The sequence below is a fragment of the Streptomyces sp. HUAS 15-9 genome, from assembly GCF_025642155.1.
Lineage (GTDB): Bacteria > Actinomycetota > Actinomycetes > Streptomycetales > Streptomycetaceae > Streptomyces.
The window spans coordinates 1472557-1490238 of sequence record NZ_CP106798.1 but is presented as its reverse complement, the minus strand read 5'-3'; the positions used below and the strand labels follow the sequence as shown (position 1 = coordinate 1490238).

At 66.8% G+C, this 17682-nt stretch carries 12 protein-coding genes, 2 rRNA genes and 1 riboswitch; of the genes, 13 read left to right on the top strand and 1 reads right to left on the bottom strand.

Annotation, left to right across the window (positions count from 1 at the left end):
* Positions 1-205 precede the first annotated feature (205 nt).
* From N8I87_RS06755 to N8I87_RS06700, 12 genes are all read left to right on the top strand, one after another.
* A 23S ribosomal RNA gene (locus N8I87_RS06755) occupies positions 206-3325 on the top strand.
* Positions 3326-3412: 87 nt separating this feature from the next.
* Positions 3413-3529 (top strand): 5S ribosomal RNA (gene rrf, locus N8I87_RS06750).
* 107 nt (positions 3530-3636) lie between these two features.
* The gene (gene clsA, locus N8I87_RS06745; RefSeq protein ID WP_263206409.1) at positions 3637-4245 is read left to right on the top strand and encodes a cardiolipin synthase ClsA; all 609 of its coding nucleotides are present in this window, start codon (positions 3637-3639) and stop codon (positions 4243-4245) included.
* A 112-nt stretch (positions 4246-4357) separates the two neighbouring features.
* The gene (locus N8I87_RS06740) at positions 4358-6853 is read left to right on the top strand and encodes a mannose-1-phosphate guanyltransferase (protein WP_263206407.1); all 2496 of its coding nucleotides are present in this window, start codon (positions 4358-4360) and stop codon (positions 6851-6853) included.
* A gap of 168 nt (positions 6854-7021) precedes the next feature.
* Positions 7022-7861, top strand: a complete 840-nt coding sequence (locus N8I87_RS06735) for a DUF881 domain-containing protein (RefSeq protein WP_263206405.1) — start codon at positions 7022-7024, stop codon at positions 7859-7861.
* A complete protein-coding gene (locus N8I87_RS06730; RefSeq protein ID WP_006134295.1) occupies positions 7858-8190 on the top strand; it encodes a small basic family protein in 333 nt (110 codons plus the stop codon). Before N8I87_RS06735 ends, N8I87_RS06730 begins: the two co-directional genes overlap by 4 nt.
* A 5-nt stretch (positions 8191-8195) precedes the next feature.
* Positions 8196-9032 carry a DUF881 domain-containing protein gene (locus tag N8I87_RS06725; protein WP_263206395.1) on the top strand — a complete coding sequence of 279 codons (837 nt, stop codon included), beginning with the start codon at positions 8196-8198 and terminating at the stop codon, positions 9030-9032.
* 130 nt (positions 9033-9162) lie between these two features.
* On the top strand, positions 9163-10053 hold the full coding sequence (locus N8I87_RS06720; protein ID WP_263206394.1) for a zinc-ribbon and FHA domain-containing protein: 891 nt from the start codon (positions 9163-9165) through the stop codon (positions 10051-10053).
* Between the two features lie 17 nt (positions 10054-10070).
* Positions 10071-10808 (top strand): transcriptional regulator FtsR, encoded by a 738-nt coding sequence (gene ftsR / locus N8I87_RS06715; RefSeq protein ID WP_263206392.1) that lies wholly within the window; start codon positions 10071-10073, stop codon positions 10806-10808.
* Positions 10809-10894: 86 nt separating this feature from the next.
* Positions 10895-11368, top strand: a complete 474-nt coding sequence (locus N8I87_RS06710) for a bifunctional nuclease family protein (protein ID WP_026253112.1) — start codon at positions 10895-10897, stop codon at positions 11366-11368.
* A 259-nt stretch (positions 11369-11627) separates the two neighbouring features.
* On the top strand, positions 11628-12311 hold the full coding sequence (locus N8I87_RS06705; RefSeq protein WP_263206376.1) for a MerR family transcriptional regulator: 684 nt from the start codon (positions 11628-11630) through the stop codon (positions 12309-12311).
* A gap of 84 nt (positions 12312-12395) precedes the next feature.
* Complete coding sequence (locus N8I87_RS06700; protein WP_263206374.1) at positions 12396-13871, top strand: DNA polymerase IV; 1476 nt, start codon at positions 12396-12398, stop codon at positions 13869-13871.
* 110 nt (positions 13872-13981) lie between these two features.
* Here the strand turns inward: N8I87_RS06700 and N8I87_RS06695 are convergent, their stop codons facing one another.
* The gene (locus N8I87_RS06695) at positions 13982-14353 is read right to left on the bottom strand and encodes a PRC-barrel domain-containing protein (protein WP_263206372.1); all 372 of its coding nucleotides are present in this window, start codon (positions 14351-14353) and stop codon (positions 13982-13984) included.
* Positions 14354-14467: 114 nt separating this feature from the next.
* Positions 14468-14563: riboswitch (glycine riboswitch) on the top strand.
* A gap of 176 nt (positions 14564-14739) precedes the next feature.
* Between N8I87_RS06695 and gcvP the strand changes: the two genes are divergently transcribed.
* Positions 14740-17625, top strand: coding sequence for an aminomethyl-transferring glycine dehydrogenase (gene gcvP, locus N8I87_RS06690; protein ID WP_263206370.1), 2886 nt, complete (start codon positions 14740-14742; stop codon positions 17623-17625).
* The last annotated feature ends 57 nt before the right edge of the window (positions 17626-17682 follow it).

Genomic DNA, 17682 nt, shown 5'->3' with positions numbered 1-17682 from the left:
ACTTGACCTGCTCTGGTCGCTAGTACTGCTTCGGCGTGGAACGTGAGATGGGGAGGCGAGGGTGTCGGGCACGCTGTTGGGTGTCTGAGGGTGCGAGCGCTGCTCGCCCTTCTCGGATGTCGGCCCCGGTGAAGCATCAGAGTTCTGGTGTGTGACGGGTGGCTGGTCGTTGTTTGAGAACTGCACAGTGGACGCGAGCATCTGTGGCCAAGTTTTTAAGGGCGCACGGTGGATGCCTTGGCACCAGGAACCGATGAAGGACGTGGGAGGCCGCGATAGTCCCCGGGGAGTCGTCAACCAGGCTTTGATCCGGGGGTTTCCGAATGGGGAAACCCGGCAGTCGTCATGGGCTGTCACCCACTGCTGAACACATAGGCAGTGTGGAGGGAACGAGGGGAAGTGAAACATCTCAGTACCCTCAGGAAGAGAAAACAACCGTGATTCCGGGAGTAGTGGCGAGCGAAACCGGATGAGGCCAAACCGTATGCGTGTGAGACCCGGCAGGGGTTGCGCATGCGGGGTTGTGGGATCTCTCTTCCACGGTCTGCTTACCGTGGGACGAGTCAGAAACCGTATGGATAGGCGAAGGACATGCAAAAGGTCCGGCGTAGAGGGTAAGACCCCCGTAGCTGAAATCTGTACGGCTCGTTTGAGAGACACCCAAGTAGCACGGGGCCCGAGAAATCCCGTGTGAATCTGGCGGGACCACCCGCTAAGCCTAAATATTCCCTGGTGACCGATAGCGGATAGTACCGTGAGGGAATGGTGAAAAGTACCCCGGGAGGGGAGTGAAATAGTACCTGAAACCGTGTGCCTACAAGCCGTGGGAGCGTCGGATGCAGCTTGCTGTATCTCGTGACTGCGTGCCTTTTGAAGAATGAGCCTGCGAGTTTGCGGTGTGTTGCGAGGTTAACCCGTGTGGGGAAGCCGTAGCGAAAGCGAGTCCGAACAGGGCGTTTCAGTAGCACGCTCAAGACCCGAAGCGGAGTGATCTAGCCATGGGCAGGTTGAAGCGGAGGTAAGACTTCGTGGAGGACCGAACCCACCAGGGTTGAAAACCTGGGGGATGACCTGTGGTTAGGGGTGAAAGGCCAATCAAACTCCGTGATAGCTGGTTCTCCCCGAAATGCATTTAGGTGCAGCGTCGTGTGTTTCTTGCCGGAGGTAGAGCACTGGATAGGCGATGGGCCCTACCGGGTTACTGACCTTAGCCAAACTCCGAATGCCGGTAAGTGAGAGCACGGCAGTGAGACTGTGGGGGATAAGCTCCATGGTCGAGAGGGAAACAGCCCAGAGCATCGACTAAGGCCCCTAAGCGTACGCTAAGTGGGAAAGGATGTGGAGTCGCACAGACAACCAGGAGGTTGGCTTAGAAGCAGCCACCCTTGAAAGAGTGCGTAATAGCTCACTGGTCTAGTGATTCCGCGCCGACAATGTAGCGGGGCTCAAGCGTACCGCCGAAGTCGTGTCATTGCAGCATATAGGGCCAACGCCTGCTGTGATGGGTAGGGGAGCGTCGTCTGCCGGGTGAAGCAGCACCGGAAGGTAGTTGTGGACGGTTGACGAGTGAGAATGCAGGCATGAGTAGCGATACAAACGTGAGAAACGTTTGCGCCGATTGACTAAGGGTTCCTGGGTCAAGCTGATCTGCCCAGGGTAAGTCGGGACCTAAGGCGAGGCCGACAGGCGTAGTCGATGGATAACCGGTTGATATTCCGGTACCCGCTGTGAAGCGTCAAACATCGAGCATCGTGATGCTAAGGCCGTGAAGCCGCCCTGATCTCTTCGGAGTTGAGGGGAGTGGTGGAGCCGCCGGACCAAGCGGTTAGTAGGTGAGTGATGGGGTGACGCAGGAAGGTAGTCCATCCCGGGCGGTGGTTGTCCCGGGGTAAGGGTGTAGGCCGCAAGGTAGGCAAATCCGCCTTGCATACGGCTGAGACCTGATGCCGAGCCGATTGTGGCGAAGTGGATGATCCTATGCTGTCGAGAAAAGCCTCTAGCGAGTTTCATGGCGGCCCGTACCCTAAACCGACTCAGGTGGTCAGGTAGAGAATACCGAGGCGTTCGGGTGAACTATGGTTAAGGAACTCGGCAAAATGCCCCCGTAACTTCGGGAGAAGGGGGGCCAGCTCCGGTGATCCGATTTACTCGGTGAGCTGGGGGTGGCCGCAGAGACCAGCGAGAAGCGACTGTTTACTAAAAACACAGGTCCGTGCGAAGCCGTAAGGCGATGTATACGGACTGACGCCTGCCCGGTGCTGGAACGTTAAGGGGACCGGTTAGCTCCATTTCGGTGGGGCGAAGCTGAGAACTTAAGCGCCAGTAAACGGCGGTGGTAACTATAACCATCCTAAGGTAGCGAAATTCCTTGTCGGGTAAGTTCCGACCTGCACGAATGGCGTAACGACTTCTCGACTGTCTCAACCATAGGCCCGGTGAAATTGCACTACGAGTAAAGATGCTCGTTTCGCGCAGCAGGACGGAAAGACCCCGGGACCTTTACTACAGTTTGATATTGGTGTTCGGTTCGGCTTGTGTAGGATAGCTGGGAGACTTTGAAACGCGGACGCCAGTTCGCGGTGAGTCGTCGTTGAAATACCAGTCTGGTCGTGCTGGATGTCTAACCTGGGTCCGTGATCCGGATCAGGGACAGTGTCTGATGGGTAGTTTAACTGGGGCGGTTGCCTCCTAAAGAGTAACGGAGGCGCCCAAAGGTTCCCTCAGCCTGGTTGGCAATCAGGTGTTGAGTGTAAGTGCACAAGGGAGCTTGACTGTGAGACCGACGGGTCGAGCAGGGACGAAAGTCGGGACTAGTGATCCGGCGGTGGCTTGTGGAAGCGCCGTCGCTCAACGGATAAAAGGTACCCCGGGGATAACAGGCTGATCTTCCCCAAGAGTCCATATCGACGGGATGGTTTGGCACCTCGATGTCGGCTCGTCGCATCCTGGGGCTGGAGTCGGTCCCAAGGGTTGGGCTGTTCGCCCATTAAAGCGGTACGCGAGCTGGGTTTAGAACGTCGTGAGACAGTTCGGTCCCTATCCGCTGTGCGCGTAGGAGTCTTGAGAAGGGCTGTCCCTAGTACGAGAGGACCGGGACGGACGAACCTCTGGTGTGCCAGTTGTTCTGCCAAGGGCATGGCTGGTTGGCTACGTTCGGGAGGGATAACCGCTGAAAGCATCTAAGCGGGAAGCCTGCTTCGAGATGAGGACTCCCACCCACTTGATGGGGTAAGGCTCCCAGTAGACGACTGGGTTGATAGGCCGGATATGGAAGCCAGGTAACTGGTGGAGTTGACCGGTACTAATAGGCCGAGGGCTTGTCCTCAGTTGCTCGCGTCCACTGTGTTGGTTCTGAAACCACGAACAGCCCCATGCTTTCAGGCATGGTGCGGCGTTCACAGTTTCATAGTGTTTCGGTGGTCATAGCGTGAGGGAAACGCCCGGTTACATTCCGAACCCGGAAGCTAAGCCTCACAGCGCCGATGGTACTGCAGGGGGGACCCTGTGGGAGAGTAGGACACCGCCGAACTCCCTTTAGAGCTCTGGCTCTTGGGCACGAAGCCCAGGAGCCGGAGCTTTTTTGCGTTGAGGTAGGGTCAGGGGGCATCGTTGGCTCGTTTCCCAGGAGGCCCCCGGGTGGAGGTCCAGGAGACCCGTGTCCAGACGGACCGGGTCCTCACCATCCCGAACATCCTCAGCATGGCGCGTCTCGTCGGCGTGCCCGTCTTTCTGTGGTTGATCCTCCGGCCGGAGTTCGGGGGTCCCAACAGCGATGGCTGGGCCCTGCTGGTGCTCGCGCTGAGCGGGATCAGCGACTACCTGGACGGGAAGCTCGCGCGGCGCTGGAATCAGATCAGCAGCCTCGGCCGGCTGCTCGATCCCGCTGCCGACCGGCTCTACATTCTCTCGACGCTGGTGGGCCTCACCTGGCGCGAGATCCTGCCGCTCTGGCTGACCGCCGTGCTGCTGGCGCGAGAGCTGGTTCTGCTGGTGATGGTGGGCATCCTCAGGCGTCATGGCTATCCGCCGCCGCAGGTGAACTTCTTGGGGAAGGCAGCCACCTTCAATCTGATGTACGCTTTCCCGTTGCTCCTGCTGAGTGACGGACATGGATGGATCTCGTCACTCGCTGCTATTTTCGGATGGGCGTTCGCCGGATGGGGTACAACGCTGTACTGGTGGGCAGGAGTGCTCTACGTGGTCCAAGTCCGCCGCCTGGTTCGTGCGGACGCCATGGCCGATTGAGCTCGGCGATTGTCCGGACGTAGGGCTCGATGGCCCGCGGTGGAAAAGTGCGGGACAATCTTGACGGGTGAAGTCGGCTGGACCGTCGTCTCTAGAGGAGGACGCTTCCGACATGAAGGCCGTCGTGATGGCCGGTGGTGAAGGCACACGCCTTCGCCCCATGACCTCGAGCATGCCCAAGCCGCTCCTTCCGGTAGTGAACCGCCCGATCATGGAGCATGTGCTGCGGCTGCTCAAAAGGCATGGGCTCAACGAGACCGTCGTAACCGTGCAGTTCCTGGCCTCGCTCGTCAAGAACTACTTCGGTGACGGCGAGGAGCTCGGAATGGAGCTCACATATGCCAATGAGGAGAAGCCACTCGGTACCGCCGGAAGCGTCAAGAACGCCGAAGAGGCGTTGAAGGACGACGCTTTCCTTGTCATCTCCGGCGATGCCCTGACCGACTTCGACCTCACCGAGCTGATCAACTTCCACAAGGAGAAGGGTGCGCTGGTCACCGTCTGTCTGACGCGTGTGCCCAATCCACTGGAATTCGGCATCACCATCGTCGACGAAGAGGGCAAGGTCGAGCGTTTCCTCGAGAAGCCGACCTGGGGCCAGGTCTTCTCCGACACGGTGAACACGGGCATCTATGTCATGGAGCCCGAGGTGTTCGGCTATGTCGAGGCCGACGTTCCCGTGGACTGGTCGGGCGATGTCTTCCCGCAGCTCATGAAGGAAGGCAAGCCGGTGTACGGCTATGTCGCCGAGGGCTACTGGGAGGACGTCGGTACGCACGAGTCGTATGTGAAGGCCCAGGCCGATGTCCTGGAGCGCAAGGTCGACGTCGAGATCGACGGGTTCGAGATCTCCCCGGGCGTATGGGTGGCGGAGGGCGCCGAGGTGCATCCGGACGCCGTTCTCCGGGGGCCGCTCTACATCGGTGACTACGCCAAGGTCGAGGCCGGCGCGGAAATCCGTGAGCACACCGTCGTCGGGTCGAACGTGGTCGTGAAGACGGGCGCATTCCTGCACAGGGCTGTCGTGCACGACAACGTGTACGTCGGGCAGCACAGCAATCTGCGGGGCTGCGTCGTCGGAAAGAACACCGACATCATGCGGGCGGCCCGGATCGAGGACGGCGCGGTCATCGGTGATGAGTGCCTGATCGGCGAAGAATCGATCGTTCAGGGCAACGTCCGGGTCTATCCGTTCAAGACCATCGAGGCCGGTGCCTTCGTCAACACCTCGGTCATCTGGGAGTCCAGGGGCCAGGCGCATCTGTTCGGCGCCCGTGGGGTGACCGGCATCCTCAACGTCGAGATCACGCCGGAACTCGCCGTGCGGCTGGCCGGCGCCTACGCGACCACCCTCAAGAAGGGCTCCACGGTTACCACGGCCCGCGACCACTCCCGGGGTGCCCGTGCGCTCAAGCGTGCGGTGATCTCGGCGCTGCAGGCCAGCGCGATCGACGTACGGGACCTGGAGAACGTACCGCTGCCCGTGGCCCGGCAGCAGACCGCTCGCGGCAGCGCCGGCGGGATCATGATCCGGACCTCACCAGGTGTGCCGGACTCCGTCGACATCATGTTCTTCGACGGGCGAGGGGCCGACCTCTCGCAGGCGAGCCAGCGAAAGCTGGACCGCGTGTTCGCACGGCAGGAGTACCGGCGTGCGTTCCCCGGCGAGATCGGCGACCTGTACTTCCCGGCGAGCGTCTTCGACTCGTACACCGGGTCGCTGCTGCGGAACATCGACACCACCGGGATCGCCGAGTCGGGGCTCAAGGTGGTCGTGGACGCCTCGAACGGCAGTGCCGGGCTCGTCCTGCCCAGCCTGCTCGGAAAGCTCGGTGTGGACTCGCTGACCATCAATCCCGGTCTCGACGAGTCCAGGCCGACGGAGACGGCCGATGTCCGGCGGTCGGGGCTGGTGCGCCTCGGCGAGATCGTGGCGTCGTCCGGGGCCGCGTTCGGCGTGCGCTTCGACCCCGTGGGCGAGCGGCTGTCCCTGGTGGACGAGAAGGGCCGGATCATCGAGGACGACCGGGCTCTGCTCGTGATGCTGGACCTGGTGGCCGCGGAGCGGCGCAGCGGCCGTGTGGCGCTGCCGGTGACCACGACCAGGATCGCCGAGCAGGTGGCCGCCTATCACGGCACCCAGGTCGAGTGGACCACCACCTCTCCGGACGACCTCACGCGCGTGGGGCGTGAGGAGGGGACGATCTTCGGTGGTGACGGCAAGGGCGGCTTCATCGTCCCGGAGTTCAGCGGTGTCTACGACGGTACGGCGGCCTTCGTACGGCTGATCGGGCTGGTGGCGCGGACGCAGCTCACCCTCAGCCAGATCGACGCGCGGATCCCGCGGGCACACGTTCTCAAGCGGGACCTGGCCACGCCATGGGCCGTGAAGGGACTGGTCATGCGCCGGGTCGTGGAGGCGGCCGGAGATCGCTTTGTCGACACGACGGACGGAGTACGCGTCGTGGAGACCGACGGGCGCTGGGTGATGGTGCTGCCCGACCCCGCCGAGGCGGTCACCCATCTGTGGGCGGAAGGGCCGGACGATGCCTCAGCGCAGGCCCTGCTCGACGAATGGTCCGCGATTGTAGACAGCGCCGGACGGTAAAACCCGCTGCACGCGCGCGTGCCGGACAAGTGTCCCCCAAGGGGGCCTGTCCGGCACGCCGGTGGGGCCATTCGGAGGTACTGGTCGCGACGTGCGACGATGTGCGGCATGCCGCAGCAACCCCCCGTTCGGAGCACGGCCCCGCGGCCGTCGCGTCCGGACGCCTCCATGTCGTTGATCACCAACGTCATGGATCACAGCCTCGACGACGGGTACGCCGAGGCCGCCGCCCGGAAGAAGTCCCAGGGCGAGGGCGGCATGCCGAAGACTCTGCGGGCGAAGCTCGGTCTCGCCGGCGGTCTGGTGCTCGCGGCGCTGGTCGTGACCGTCGGCGCGGCCCAGGCGCGCGTGGCGGCACCGGTCGTCGCCAAGGAGCGGCAGGAGCTGATCGACCGCATCGACCGGGAGACCTCGTCGGCGGACAAGCTGGAGGGCACCGTCGACAAGCTGCGCGACGACGTGAGCGCGCGCCAGCGGGCGGCACTGAAGCAGAGTGGCGGCAGTGGCCAGGCGGACCTGGTGGGAATCCTGTCGGGCGCCACGGCGGTGCACGGCCCCGGTGTGAAGCTCGTCGTGAACGACGCGAAGGAAGCCTCCACGGGCGGCGACGCCGGCAATCCGCGCGAGACCTCCGATTTCTCCGACACCGGCCGGGTGCGCGACCGCGACATGCAGCGCGTCGTGAACGGGCTGTGGGCCTCCGGGGCCGAGGCGATCTCCATCAACGGGCAGCGGCTGACCGCCCTGTCCGCGATCAGGGCCGCGGGTGACGCGATACTGGTCGACAACAAGCCGCTGGTGCCGCCCTACACGGTGCTCGCGGTGGGCGATGGGGGCAGGTTGAGCACCACGTTCCAGAACAGCGCCGACGGGCTGTATCTGCATGCCCTGGCGGAGAACTACGGCATCCGGACCGGGATCTTCACGGAGAGTGACGTCAGGTTGCCCGCAGCACCGAGTGTGATCGTACGTACAGCACAGCCGAGCACTGAGAAGGGCACATCGTGATCGCCGTACTGGGCCTCATCGTGGGAGTCGTGGCCGGCCTGTTGGTCCGTCCTGAGGTTCCGGCGGTCGTCGAGCCTTATCTGCCGATCGCCGTCGTCGCGGCGCTCGACGCCGTCTTCGGTGGCCTGCGGGCCATGCTCGACGGGATCTTCGACGACAAGGTCTTCGTGGTGTCGTTCCTGTCGAACGTGGTGGTGGCCGCGCTGATCGTTTTCCTGGGCGACAAGTTGGGTGTGGGGGCGCAGCTGTCCACGGGTGTCGTGGTGGTGCTCGGCATCCGGATCTTCTCCAACGCGGCGGCGATCCGGCGCCACGTGTTCCGGGCGTGAGAACGATGAGCAACGAGGACGAGCAGCCGGAGAACAGACTGCGCAAGGAACTGCCCGCGGAAGTGCCCGCGCCGGCCCCCGACGCCGAGCAGTCGGCCCAGGAGCGGCCCGAGGCCGCGCTCACGGGCCGCCAGCGGCTGGTGAAGGGCCTGTGGCCGCCGCGGGTCACCAGGGCCCAACTCATCGTCGCCCTGCTGCTGTTCGGCCTCGGCTTCGGCCTGGCCGTGCAGGTGGCCTCGAACAGCGACAGCGACAGCGCGCTGCGCGGTGCCCGTCAGGAAGATCTCGTTCGCATCCTCGATGAACTGGATGACCGTACTCAGCGTCTTGAGGACGAGAAGCAGGGACTCGAGAAGCAGCGGTCGGAACTGCAGAGCAGCTCCGACCAGGCGGCCGAGGCCCGCAAGCAGACCGCCGAGAAGGAGAAGCAACTCGGCATTCTGGCTGGCACGGTGGCCGCGCAGGGCCCCGGCATCACGATCACGATCGACGACGCGAAGGGGACGGTCCAGGCGGACATGCTGCTCGACGCGATCCAGGAGCTGCGCGCGGCCGGTGCGGAGGCGATCGAGGTGAACGGCGTGCGGGTCGTCGCCAACACCTATCTGACGGACTCCGGCAAGAGCGTGAGCGTCGACGGGAACAAGATCAACGCCCCCTATCGTTTCAAGGTCATCGGCAAGCCGCAGGACCTCGAACCGGCGCTCAACATCCCCGGAGGCGTGGTGCAGACCCTCGAGAAGGAGCAGGCCGTCGTGACCGTCGAGCGGTCGACCAAGATCGTGGTTGACGCCTTGCGGGCGGCGAAGCGGCCTGACTACGCTCGGTCGTCCTCCCAGTGAACCGGTGGTGCATGGGGGCCGTCCGGCAGGGGCATGAGGTTGCGGGGGGTCGGCGCACCGAAGAGGTGGCGCGTGGTGGAAACTGTCTGGTGGATACGGACGTTGTGAAGGTGTCCGGGTCGACCGGTGTATGCAATCAGGGTTCGTCCTGCCCCACGGGCGGGTCTGTTTCGGTCAAGGGGAATCGCCCGTGAAGTTGTTTGCGAAGTTGTTCGGCAAGAGCGCGCGAGAGGGCAGCGACAACGCGACCGCTCGTCATCGCGCACAGCCTGACGCAGAGGGCCAGCGCCCACTGTTCCGTGACCAGGTCCCTGGTCCGGGCGGTGACATTTCCGGCGGCCAGGGCGCGCCGTCTGTTGACCCTGCCCAGTCCGGCGGCATAGGTTTCGGGCAACCGTCAACCTCAAGTACGGGTGGAGGGTTTGCCCCCGACCCGTATGCGTCCAATGCCCCCGCGGGGCAGCCGCGGCAGGAGGATCCGTCCATGTCGGTCCTGGTGTGTACGAGGTGCGGTAACCGGAACGCGGAGAACGCCCGGTTCTGTTCCAACTGTGGTGCCCCACTGCGTCCCGGCGTGGCGCCGGAGCGTGCGTCCGAGACGACGTCCACGATCTCCATCTCCGGTCTCGAGGCCTACGACGCCGAGGCCACCGGTCAGACGCAGATGCCGGCGCTCTCTCCCGAGGCGCAGGCGGCCGTGGACGCACTGCCCATGGGCTCGGCGCTGCTGGTGGTGCGTCGCGGGCCGAACTCCGGCAGCCGCTTCCTGCTGGACGGCGAGCTGACCACGGCCGGGCGTCACCCGCAGAGCGACATCTTCCTGGACGACGTGACGGTCTCGCGCCGCCACGTGGAGTTCCGGCGCTCGCCGGACGGCTCGTTCACGGTGGCCGATGTGGGCAGTCTCAACGGCACGTACGTCAACCGCGAGCGGATCGACCAGGTCGCCCTGTCGAACGGTGACGAGGTGCAGATCGGCAAGTACCGGCTGGTCTTCTACTCGAGCCGGCAGGGCGTCTGACCCGTCAGGGAAGGTCCATGCTTCAAACACCGAGCGGCGGTGCCGGGCACGGTGCCGCCGCCGCGGACAGTGGGCTGATGAGCATCGGCACGGTGCTGAACGTGCTGCGCGGCGAGTTCCCCGAAGTCACCATCTCCAAGATCCGCTTCCTGGAGTCGGAGGGGCTCATCGAGCCGCAGCGGACGCCGTCGGGGTACCGCAAGTTCAGCGCCGGTGACGTCGAGCGTCTGGGCCACGTCCTGAGGATGCAGCGGGACCACTATCTGCCGCTCAAGGTGATCCGGGAGCACCTGGACGCCATGGAGCGTGGCGAGGCCGTGCAGCTGCCCGTCGTGGGGCGTCAGCGGGACGGCGAGACCGTCCTGGAGCCGTGCGACACGCCCACGGCGGCCAGGATCGGCCGGGCCGAGCTGCTGGAGGCCGCGAAGATCGACGAGAGCGCCCTCGAGGAGTGGGAGTCCTACGGGCTCATCGCTCCGCTCGAGGGCGGTGTGTACGACGCGGAGGCGGTCACCGTGGCCTCGCTCGTCGCCGAGCTGGGCCGGCACGGGATCGAGCCGCGCCACCTGCGGGTGATGAAGGCCGCCGCGGACCGCGAGGCGGGCCTGGTGGACCAGGTGGTGGCCCCTTTGAAGCGGCACCGCAACCCGCAGACCAGGGCCCACGCCGAAGCGCGTACGAAGGAGCTGGCGGTGCTCACCGTGCGGCTGCACGCGGCCCTGGTGAAGACCGCTCTCGGGGTGCGTCTGCCGTGAGCGGCGGCGGCGTTCGACAGGCCGTATCGGCCACCCGTTCCCGGCCCGACTACCCAAACGTCCCGAGCACGGCCTAGGGTTGCTGTGTGAACGAGCTCGATGTCGTAGGTGTCCGGGTCGAAATGCCCTCCAACCAACCGATCGTGCTCCTGCGCGAAGTGGGAGGCGACAGGTACCTCCCCATCTGGATCGGGCCGGGGGAGGCGACGGCGATCGCCTTCGCCCAGCAGGGCATGGCCCCCGCGCGACCGCTGACCCACGACCTGTTCAAGGACGTGCTCGAGGCCGTCGGCCAGGAGCTCACGGAAGTACGCATCACCGACCTGCGTGAAGGCGTCTTCTACGCGGAGCTGGTCTTCGCCAGCGGGGTCGAGGTGAGTGCCCGCCCCTCCGATGCCATAGCGCTGGCCCTGCGTACCGGAACGCCGATCTACGGCAGCGACACGGTGCTCGACGACGCGGGCATCGCGATCCCGGACGAGCAGGAGGACGAGGTCGAGAAGTTCCGCGAGTTCCTCGACCAGATCTCACCCGAGGACTTCGGCACCAGCAGCCAGTGAGGGGGCGGCCGATCCTGCGGACGCGGTCCGTGACCGGCCGGTCGGCGCCCTGTTACGGGCGGGATGCCGGCAAATGCCACCGGCCATTGAGAGCGTCCTACGGACCCCCGCGAGAGCATTCGGCTAGCCTTTCCCCGCGGTGGGGCACGGGAAACCACTCCTAGGGTGATTATCACTCGGCGTGCCGAGTGTGGCGATCGTTGACGCACCCCTGGTGACTGCCTACCGTCGAGAAGGCAGGTCAAGGACGGAGGTCGGCGTGAGAAGCAGCGGCGACGGTACGGCTGGGGGTGCCCCCGGACGCGGGTTCGGGGAGAGCGGTCCGTACCCTCCCTCAAGCTCTCAGCTGCGTTCGAGCAGGGGGTACGCCCATCCCGGCGGCGCGGTCGGCCACGTCCCCCAGCGGCCCTCGGCCGTGCCGAACAGCAAAGGGGCGGGGCCCATGGCGTCCGAGGAGATCGGCTACCGCGGTCCGACGGCCTGCGCGGCCGCCGGCATCACCTACCGGCAGCTCGACTACTGGGCCCGCACGGGTCTGGTCGAGCCGAGCGTGCGGCCCGCGTACGGGTCGGGCACGCAGCGTCTGTACAGCTTCCGGGACGTCGTCGTCCTGAAGATCGTCAAGCGGTTCCTGGACACCGGGGTCTCGCTGCAGAACATCCGTACCGCCGTCGTGCACCTCAGAGAACGCGGTTTCCGCGACCTGGGGCGCATGACGCTGATGAGCGACGGTGCCACGGTCTACGAGTGCACCTCGCCGGACGAGGTGCACGCCCTGCTCCAGGGCGGTCAGGGCATCTTCGGCATCGCGGTGGGCGTGGTGTGGCGGGACGTGGAAAGCGCGCTCTCCCAGCTGCACGGTGAACGCATCGACACGGGCGAGACCCTTGTGGGGCACAACCCCGCCGACGAGCTCGCGCGGCGGCGCAACCGGGCCGTCTGAGGAGAGGTCCCCGGGCGCGGCCGACCGCGCCCCGTCCCGTTCCTTTCCGGGGCGTTGTCAGTGGCGTGGTGCAGCATCGGAGTTGTGAGAAACGCGCCCACGATCCTGCATCTCGACATGGATGCCTTCTTCGCCTCGGTGGAGCAGGCATCCAAGCCGAGCCTGCGCGGGAAGGCCGTCGTCGTGGGCGGGCTCGGACCTCGCGGAGTGGTCGCCACGGCGTCGTACGAGGCGCGGGTCTTCGGGGTCCACTCGGCGATGCCCATGGCCCAGGCGCGTCGGCTGGCTCCGAACGCGGCGTATCTCGTGCCGCGCTTCAGCCTGTACCGGACGGTCAGCGAGCAGGTGATGGGGCTGCTGCGCGAGCTGTCCCCCCTGGTGGAGCCGCTGAGCCTGGACGAGGCGTTCGTCGATCTGGAGGCCGGGGGAGCGGCCTGGGACGAGGAGTCCGCACGGCTGGCCGGGGCCAAGCTGCGCGGGGACATACGGGCCGTCACGGGGCTCACCGGGTCGGTGGGGCTCGCGGCGTCGAAGATGCTCGCCAAGATCGCCTCCGAGCAGGCCAAGCCGGACGGGCTGGTGCTGATCGAACCGGGGACCGAGCGGGCGCTGCTGGGCCCGATGTCGGTGCGGACGCTGCCAGGGGTCGGCCCGGCGACGGGCGACCATCTGCGAAGAGCCGGGATCACCACGGTGGACGAGATCGCCGAGGCGGGCGAGGACGAGCTCGTACGGCTGCTGGGCAAGGCTCATGGGCACGGGCTGTACGCCATGGCGCTGGCGCACGACGAGCGGCCCGTGGTGGCCGAGCGGGAGACCAAGTCGGTCTCGGTCGAGGACACGTACGACGTGGACATCCACGACCGGCTCAGAGTGGGTCTTGAGGTGCAGCGGCTCGCCGAGCGGTGCGTACGGCGGCTGCGCGGGGCCGGGCTGTCGGGCCGGACCATCGTGCTGAAGGTGCGGCGGTACGACTTCTCCACGCTCACCCGGTCCGAGACGCTCCGTGGGCCCACGGACGATCCGGCGGTGGTGCGGGAGGCCGCCGCGCGGCTCCTCGACTCGGTGGACACGACGGGCGGTGTACGGCTGCTCGGCGTGGGCGTCTCCGGACTCGCCGACTACACACAGGAGGACCTCTTCGCGCAGGCGGCGGGCGAGCGGGCCGACGTGGTGCCGGAGGAGAGCGTGGCCGAGCCGGAGCAGGACATCCCGGCCCCTGCCGAGCGGCACTGGTCGCCCGGTCATGACGTGCGGCACACCGAGTACGGACACGGCTGGGTGCAGGGCAGCGGACTGGGCCGGGTCACCGTGCGCTTCGAGACGCCGCACTCGGAGCCCGGGCGGGTGCGGACGTTCCGGGCCGACGACGGGAACCTGGAGCCGGCGGATCCGTTGCCGTTGGTCCTGGGAGCGGGGGAGGGAGACGCCGAGCGGGGCTCCGGGCGAGCCCGGGTCGGGGAGGGTGGGGGCGACGTGGCCGAGGGCGGATCAGGGGTGGCTCGCGGCGGGCCGGAGCGGAGCGTGGGGGAGCCTCGGGCCGCGACCACGCCGCCGTGAGGCGGTCGCCGGGACCCGGATGGGTTGCCGGCGTGTGAGACGGGCGCGGAAGGCATGGAGGCTGCTCCGGCCCGCCCTGCTGTTTCCTCGGTCACCCCACCCGTTCGGCCTCAGGCCTCGTCCGTGCCTGCCAGGTTGCCGAAGTCGTGGTCGGGGAGTCGGGGCGGTGGGGCCACGTCCAGGCCGTAGTGGTGGTAGAGCTGGAGCTCCTGCTCCGGGGAGAGATGGCGGCCCACACCGAAGTCGGGCGCGTCCTTGATGAGGGCTCGGTCGAACGGGACGTGGAGGGTGCCCTCGACCAGTTCACTGGGCTCCAGCGGGACGAACGCGTCCCGCGAGAACAGACCGGTGCGTATGGCCGCCCACTCCGGCATGCCGGTCGCGTCGTCGAGGTACACCTCGTCGATCGTGCCGATCTTGGTGCCATTGCGGTCGAACGCCTTGCGGCCGATCAGGTTGCGCGGATCGATGTCGGTCTGCACGGGCCCTCCACTTGGTCGCAACTCATCCGTAAGCACTACAAAAGAGCACAATCAAGGAGGCGGCCACTCGAAGGCCCGGGCGTTGACCTCGCTGGTAGTCTTGCAAACGGCTGCTGACCCCGTGCGGGAGAGTCCTCCGGACACCATCGGAGGCGCCGAAGGAGCAAATCCTCCCCGGAATCTCTCAGGCTCACGTACCGCACGGACGAGGTCACTCTGGAAAGCAGGGCGGGTGTCGACGGCTTCCGCTCTCACCGACGGTGAAAACCGGTGCCCTTCGGGCGACCCGGTGAAGCTCTCAGGTTGAGATGACAGAGGGGGAGGCCGTCGGGGTGCCCGTGCCGGGGTGCCCCTCGAAGGTCGCGTCAGACCAGGAGGCCTCCGCAATGACCGCCCAGCGCATTCCGCTCACCGAGCTCGAACAGGGCATCCCCTTCGAACAGCGCCACATCGGGCCCGACCAGGAGGCGCGGGCCAAGATGCTCGCGCACGTCGGTTACGGCTCGCTCGACGAGCTCACCGCCACCGCGGTGCCGGATGTGATCAAGAACGCCGACGCGCTCGATCTGCCGGGCGCCCGGACCGAGGCCGAGGTGCTCGCCGAGCTGCGCTCGCTCGCCGACCGCAACCAGGTGCTCGGCTCGATGATCGGACTCGGGTACTACGGGACCTTCACCCCGCCCGTCATCCTGCGCAACGTCATGGAGAACCCCGCCTGGTACACGGCCTACACGCCCTACCAGCCGGAGATCTCCCAGGGGCGCCTCGAGGCCCTGCTGAACTTCCAGACCATGGTCGCCGACCTCACCGGCCTGCCGACCTCGGGCGCGTCCCTCCTCGACGAGGGCACGGCCGCCGCCGAGGCGATGGCACTGTCCCGGCGCATGGGCAAGAACAAGAAGGGCCTGTTCCTGGTCGACGCGGACGCGCTGCCGCAGACCGTCGCCGTGATCGAGACCCGCGCCGAGCCGGCCGGCGTCGAGGTCGTGGTCGCCGACCTCAGCGGCGGTATCCCGGCCGAGATCGCCGAGCGCGAGATCAACGGCGTGCTCGTCCAGTACCCGGGCGCCTCCGGTGCCGTACGGGACATCAAGCCGATCGTCGACCAGGCGCACGAGCTCGGCGCGCTCGTCACCGTCGCCGCCGATCTGCTCGCCCTGACCCTGCTGGTCTCGCCGGGCGAGCTCGGCGCGGACATCGCCGTCGGCACGACCCAGCGCTTCGGCGTGCCGATGGGCTTCGGCGGACCGCACGCGGGCTACATGGCCGTGCACGAGAAGTTCGCGCGCAGCCTGCCCGGGCGCCTCGTCGGCGTCTCCGTCGACGCCGACGGCCACAAGGCCTACCGGCTCGCCCTGCAGACCCGCGAGCAGCACATCCGCCGCGAGAAGGCGACCAGCAACATCTGCACCGCGCAGGTGCTGCTGGCGGTGATGGCGGGCATGTACGCCGTCTACCACGGGCCGGAAGGCCTCAAGACCATCGCGCGCCGCACCCACCGCTACGCCACGATCCTCGCCGAGGGCCTCAAGGCCGGCGGCGTCGAGATCGTCCACGGCGCCTACTTCGACACGCTGACCGTCAAGGTCACCGGCCGCGCCGACGAGATCGTCGCCGCCGCCCGGGACAACGGCGTCAACCTCCACCGGGCCGACGCCGACCACGTCTCCATCGCCTGCGACGAGACCACCAACCGCGCCCAGCTGGCCGCCGTGTGGTCGGCGTTCGGCATCGAGGGTGACATCGAGGCGCTGGACGCGGCGACGGCACAGGCCCTGCCGGGCGCGCTGCTGCGCTCCGACGCCTACCTCACCCACCCGGTCTTCCACGAGCACCGCTCCGAGACGGCGATGCTGCGCTACCTGCGCAAGCTGGCCGACCGCGACTACGCGCTCGACCGCGGCATGATCCCGCTCGGCTCCTGCACCATGAAGCTGAACGCGACCACCGAGATGGAGCCGGTCACCTGGCCCGAGTTCGGTCAGCTGCACCCCTTCGTGCCGGCCGAGCAGGCCGAGGGGTTCCTCACGCTCATCCGTGAGCTGGAGGAGCGCCTCGCCGAGGTCACCGGCTACGACAAGGTCTCCCTGCAGCCCAACGCCGGCTCCCAGGGCGAGCTGGCCGGTCTGCTGGCGGTCCGTGGCTACCACCGCGCCAACGGCGACGAGCAGCGCACCATCTGTCTGATCCCGTCCTCCGCGCACGGCACCAACGCCGCAAGCGCCGTGATGGCCGGGATGAAGGTCGTCGTCGTGAAGACCGCCGAGGACGGCGAGATCGACGTCGAGGACCTGCGGGCCAAGATCGAGCAGCACCGCGAGGAGCTGGCCGTGCTCATGATCACGTACCCGTCCACCCACGGTGTGTTCGAGGAGCACGTCGCCGACATCTGCGCCCAGGTGCACGAGGCGGGCGGCCAGGTCTACGTGGACGGCGCCAACCTCAACGCCCTGGTCGGCCTGGCCAAGCCCGGCCACTTCGGCGGCGACGTCTCCCACCTCAACCTGCACAAGACCTTCTGCATCCCGCACGGCGGCGGTGGTCCCGGCGTTGGTCCCGTGGGCGTACGGGCGCACCTGGCGCCGTACCTGCCGAACCACCCGATGCAGCCCGCGGCAGGTCCGGAGACGGGTGTCGGGCCGGTCTCGGCGGCCCCGTGGGGCTCCGCCGGCATCCTGCCGATCTCGTGGGCCTACGTCCGGCTCATGGGCGGCGAGGGGCTCAAGCGGGCCACGCAGGTGGCCGTGCTGAGCGCCAACTACGTCGCCAAGCGTCTGGAGCCGCACTACCCGGTGCTCTACACCGGCCCCGGCGGCCTGGTCGCGCACGAGTGCATCATCGACCTGCGCCCGCTGACCAAGGCGACCGGCGTGAGCGTCGACGACATCGCCAAGCGGCTGATCGACTACGGCTTCCACGCGCCGACGATGTCGTTCCCGGTGGCCGGCACGCTGATGATCGAACCGACCGAGTCCGAGGACCTGGCCGAGCTGGACCGGTTCTGCGATGCGATGATCGCGATCCGCGCGGAGATCGAGAAGGTCGGCTCGGGCGAGTGGCCGGCCGAGGACAACCCGCTGGGCAACGCGCCGCACACGGCGGCCGCGCTGGGTGGGGAGTGGGCGCACGCCTACAGCCGCGAGGAGGCCGTCTTCCCGGCCGGTGTCTCGGCCGCCGACAAGTACTGGCCGCCGGTGCGCCGTATCGACCAGGCCTTCGGCGACCGGAACCTGGTCTGCTCGTGCCCGCCGATGGACGCGTACGAGGGCTGACCGGCCCGAGAGTGCATGCGTGAGGGCTCCCGTCCCGGCCGGGACGGGAGCCCTCAC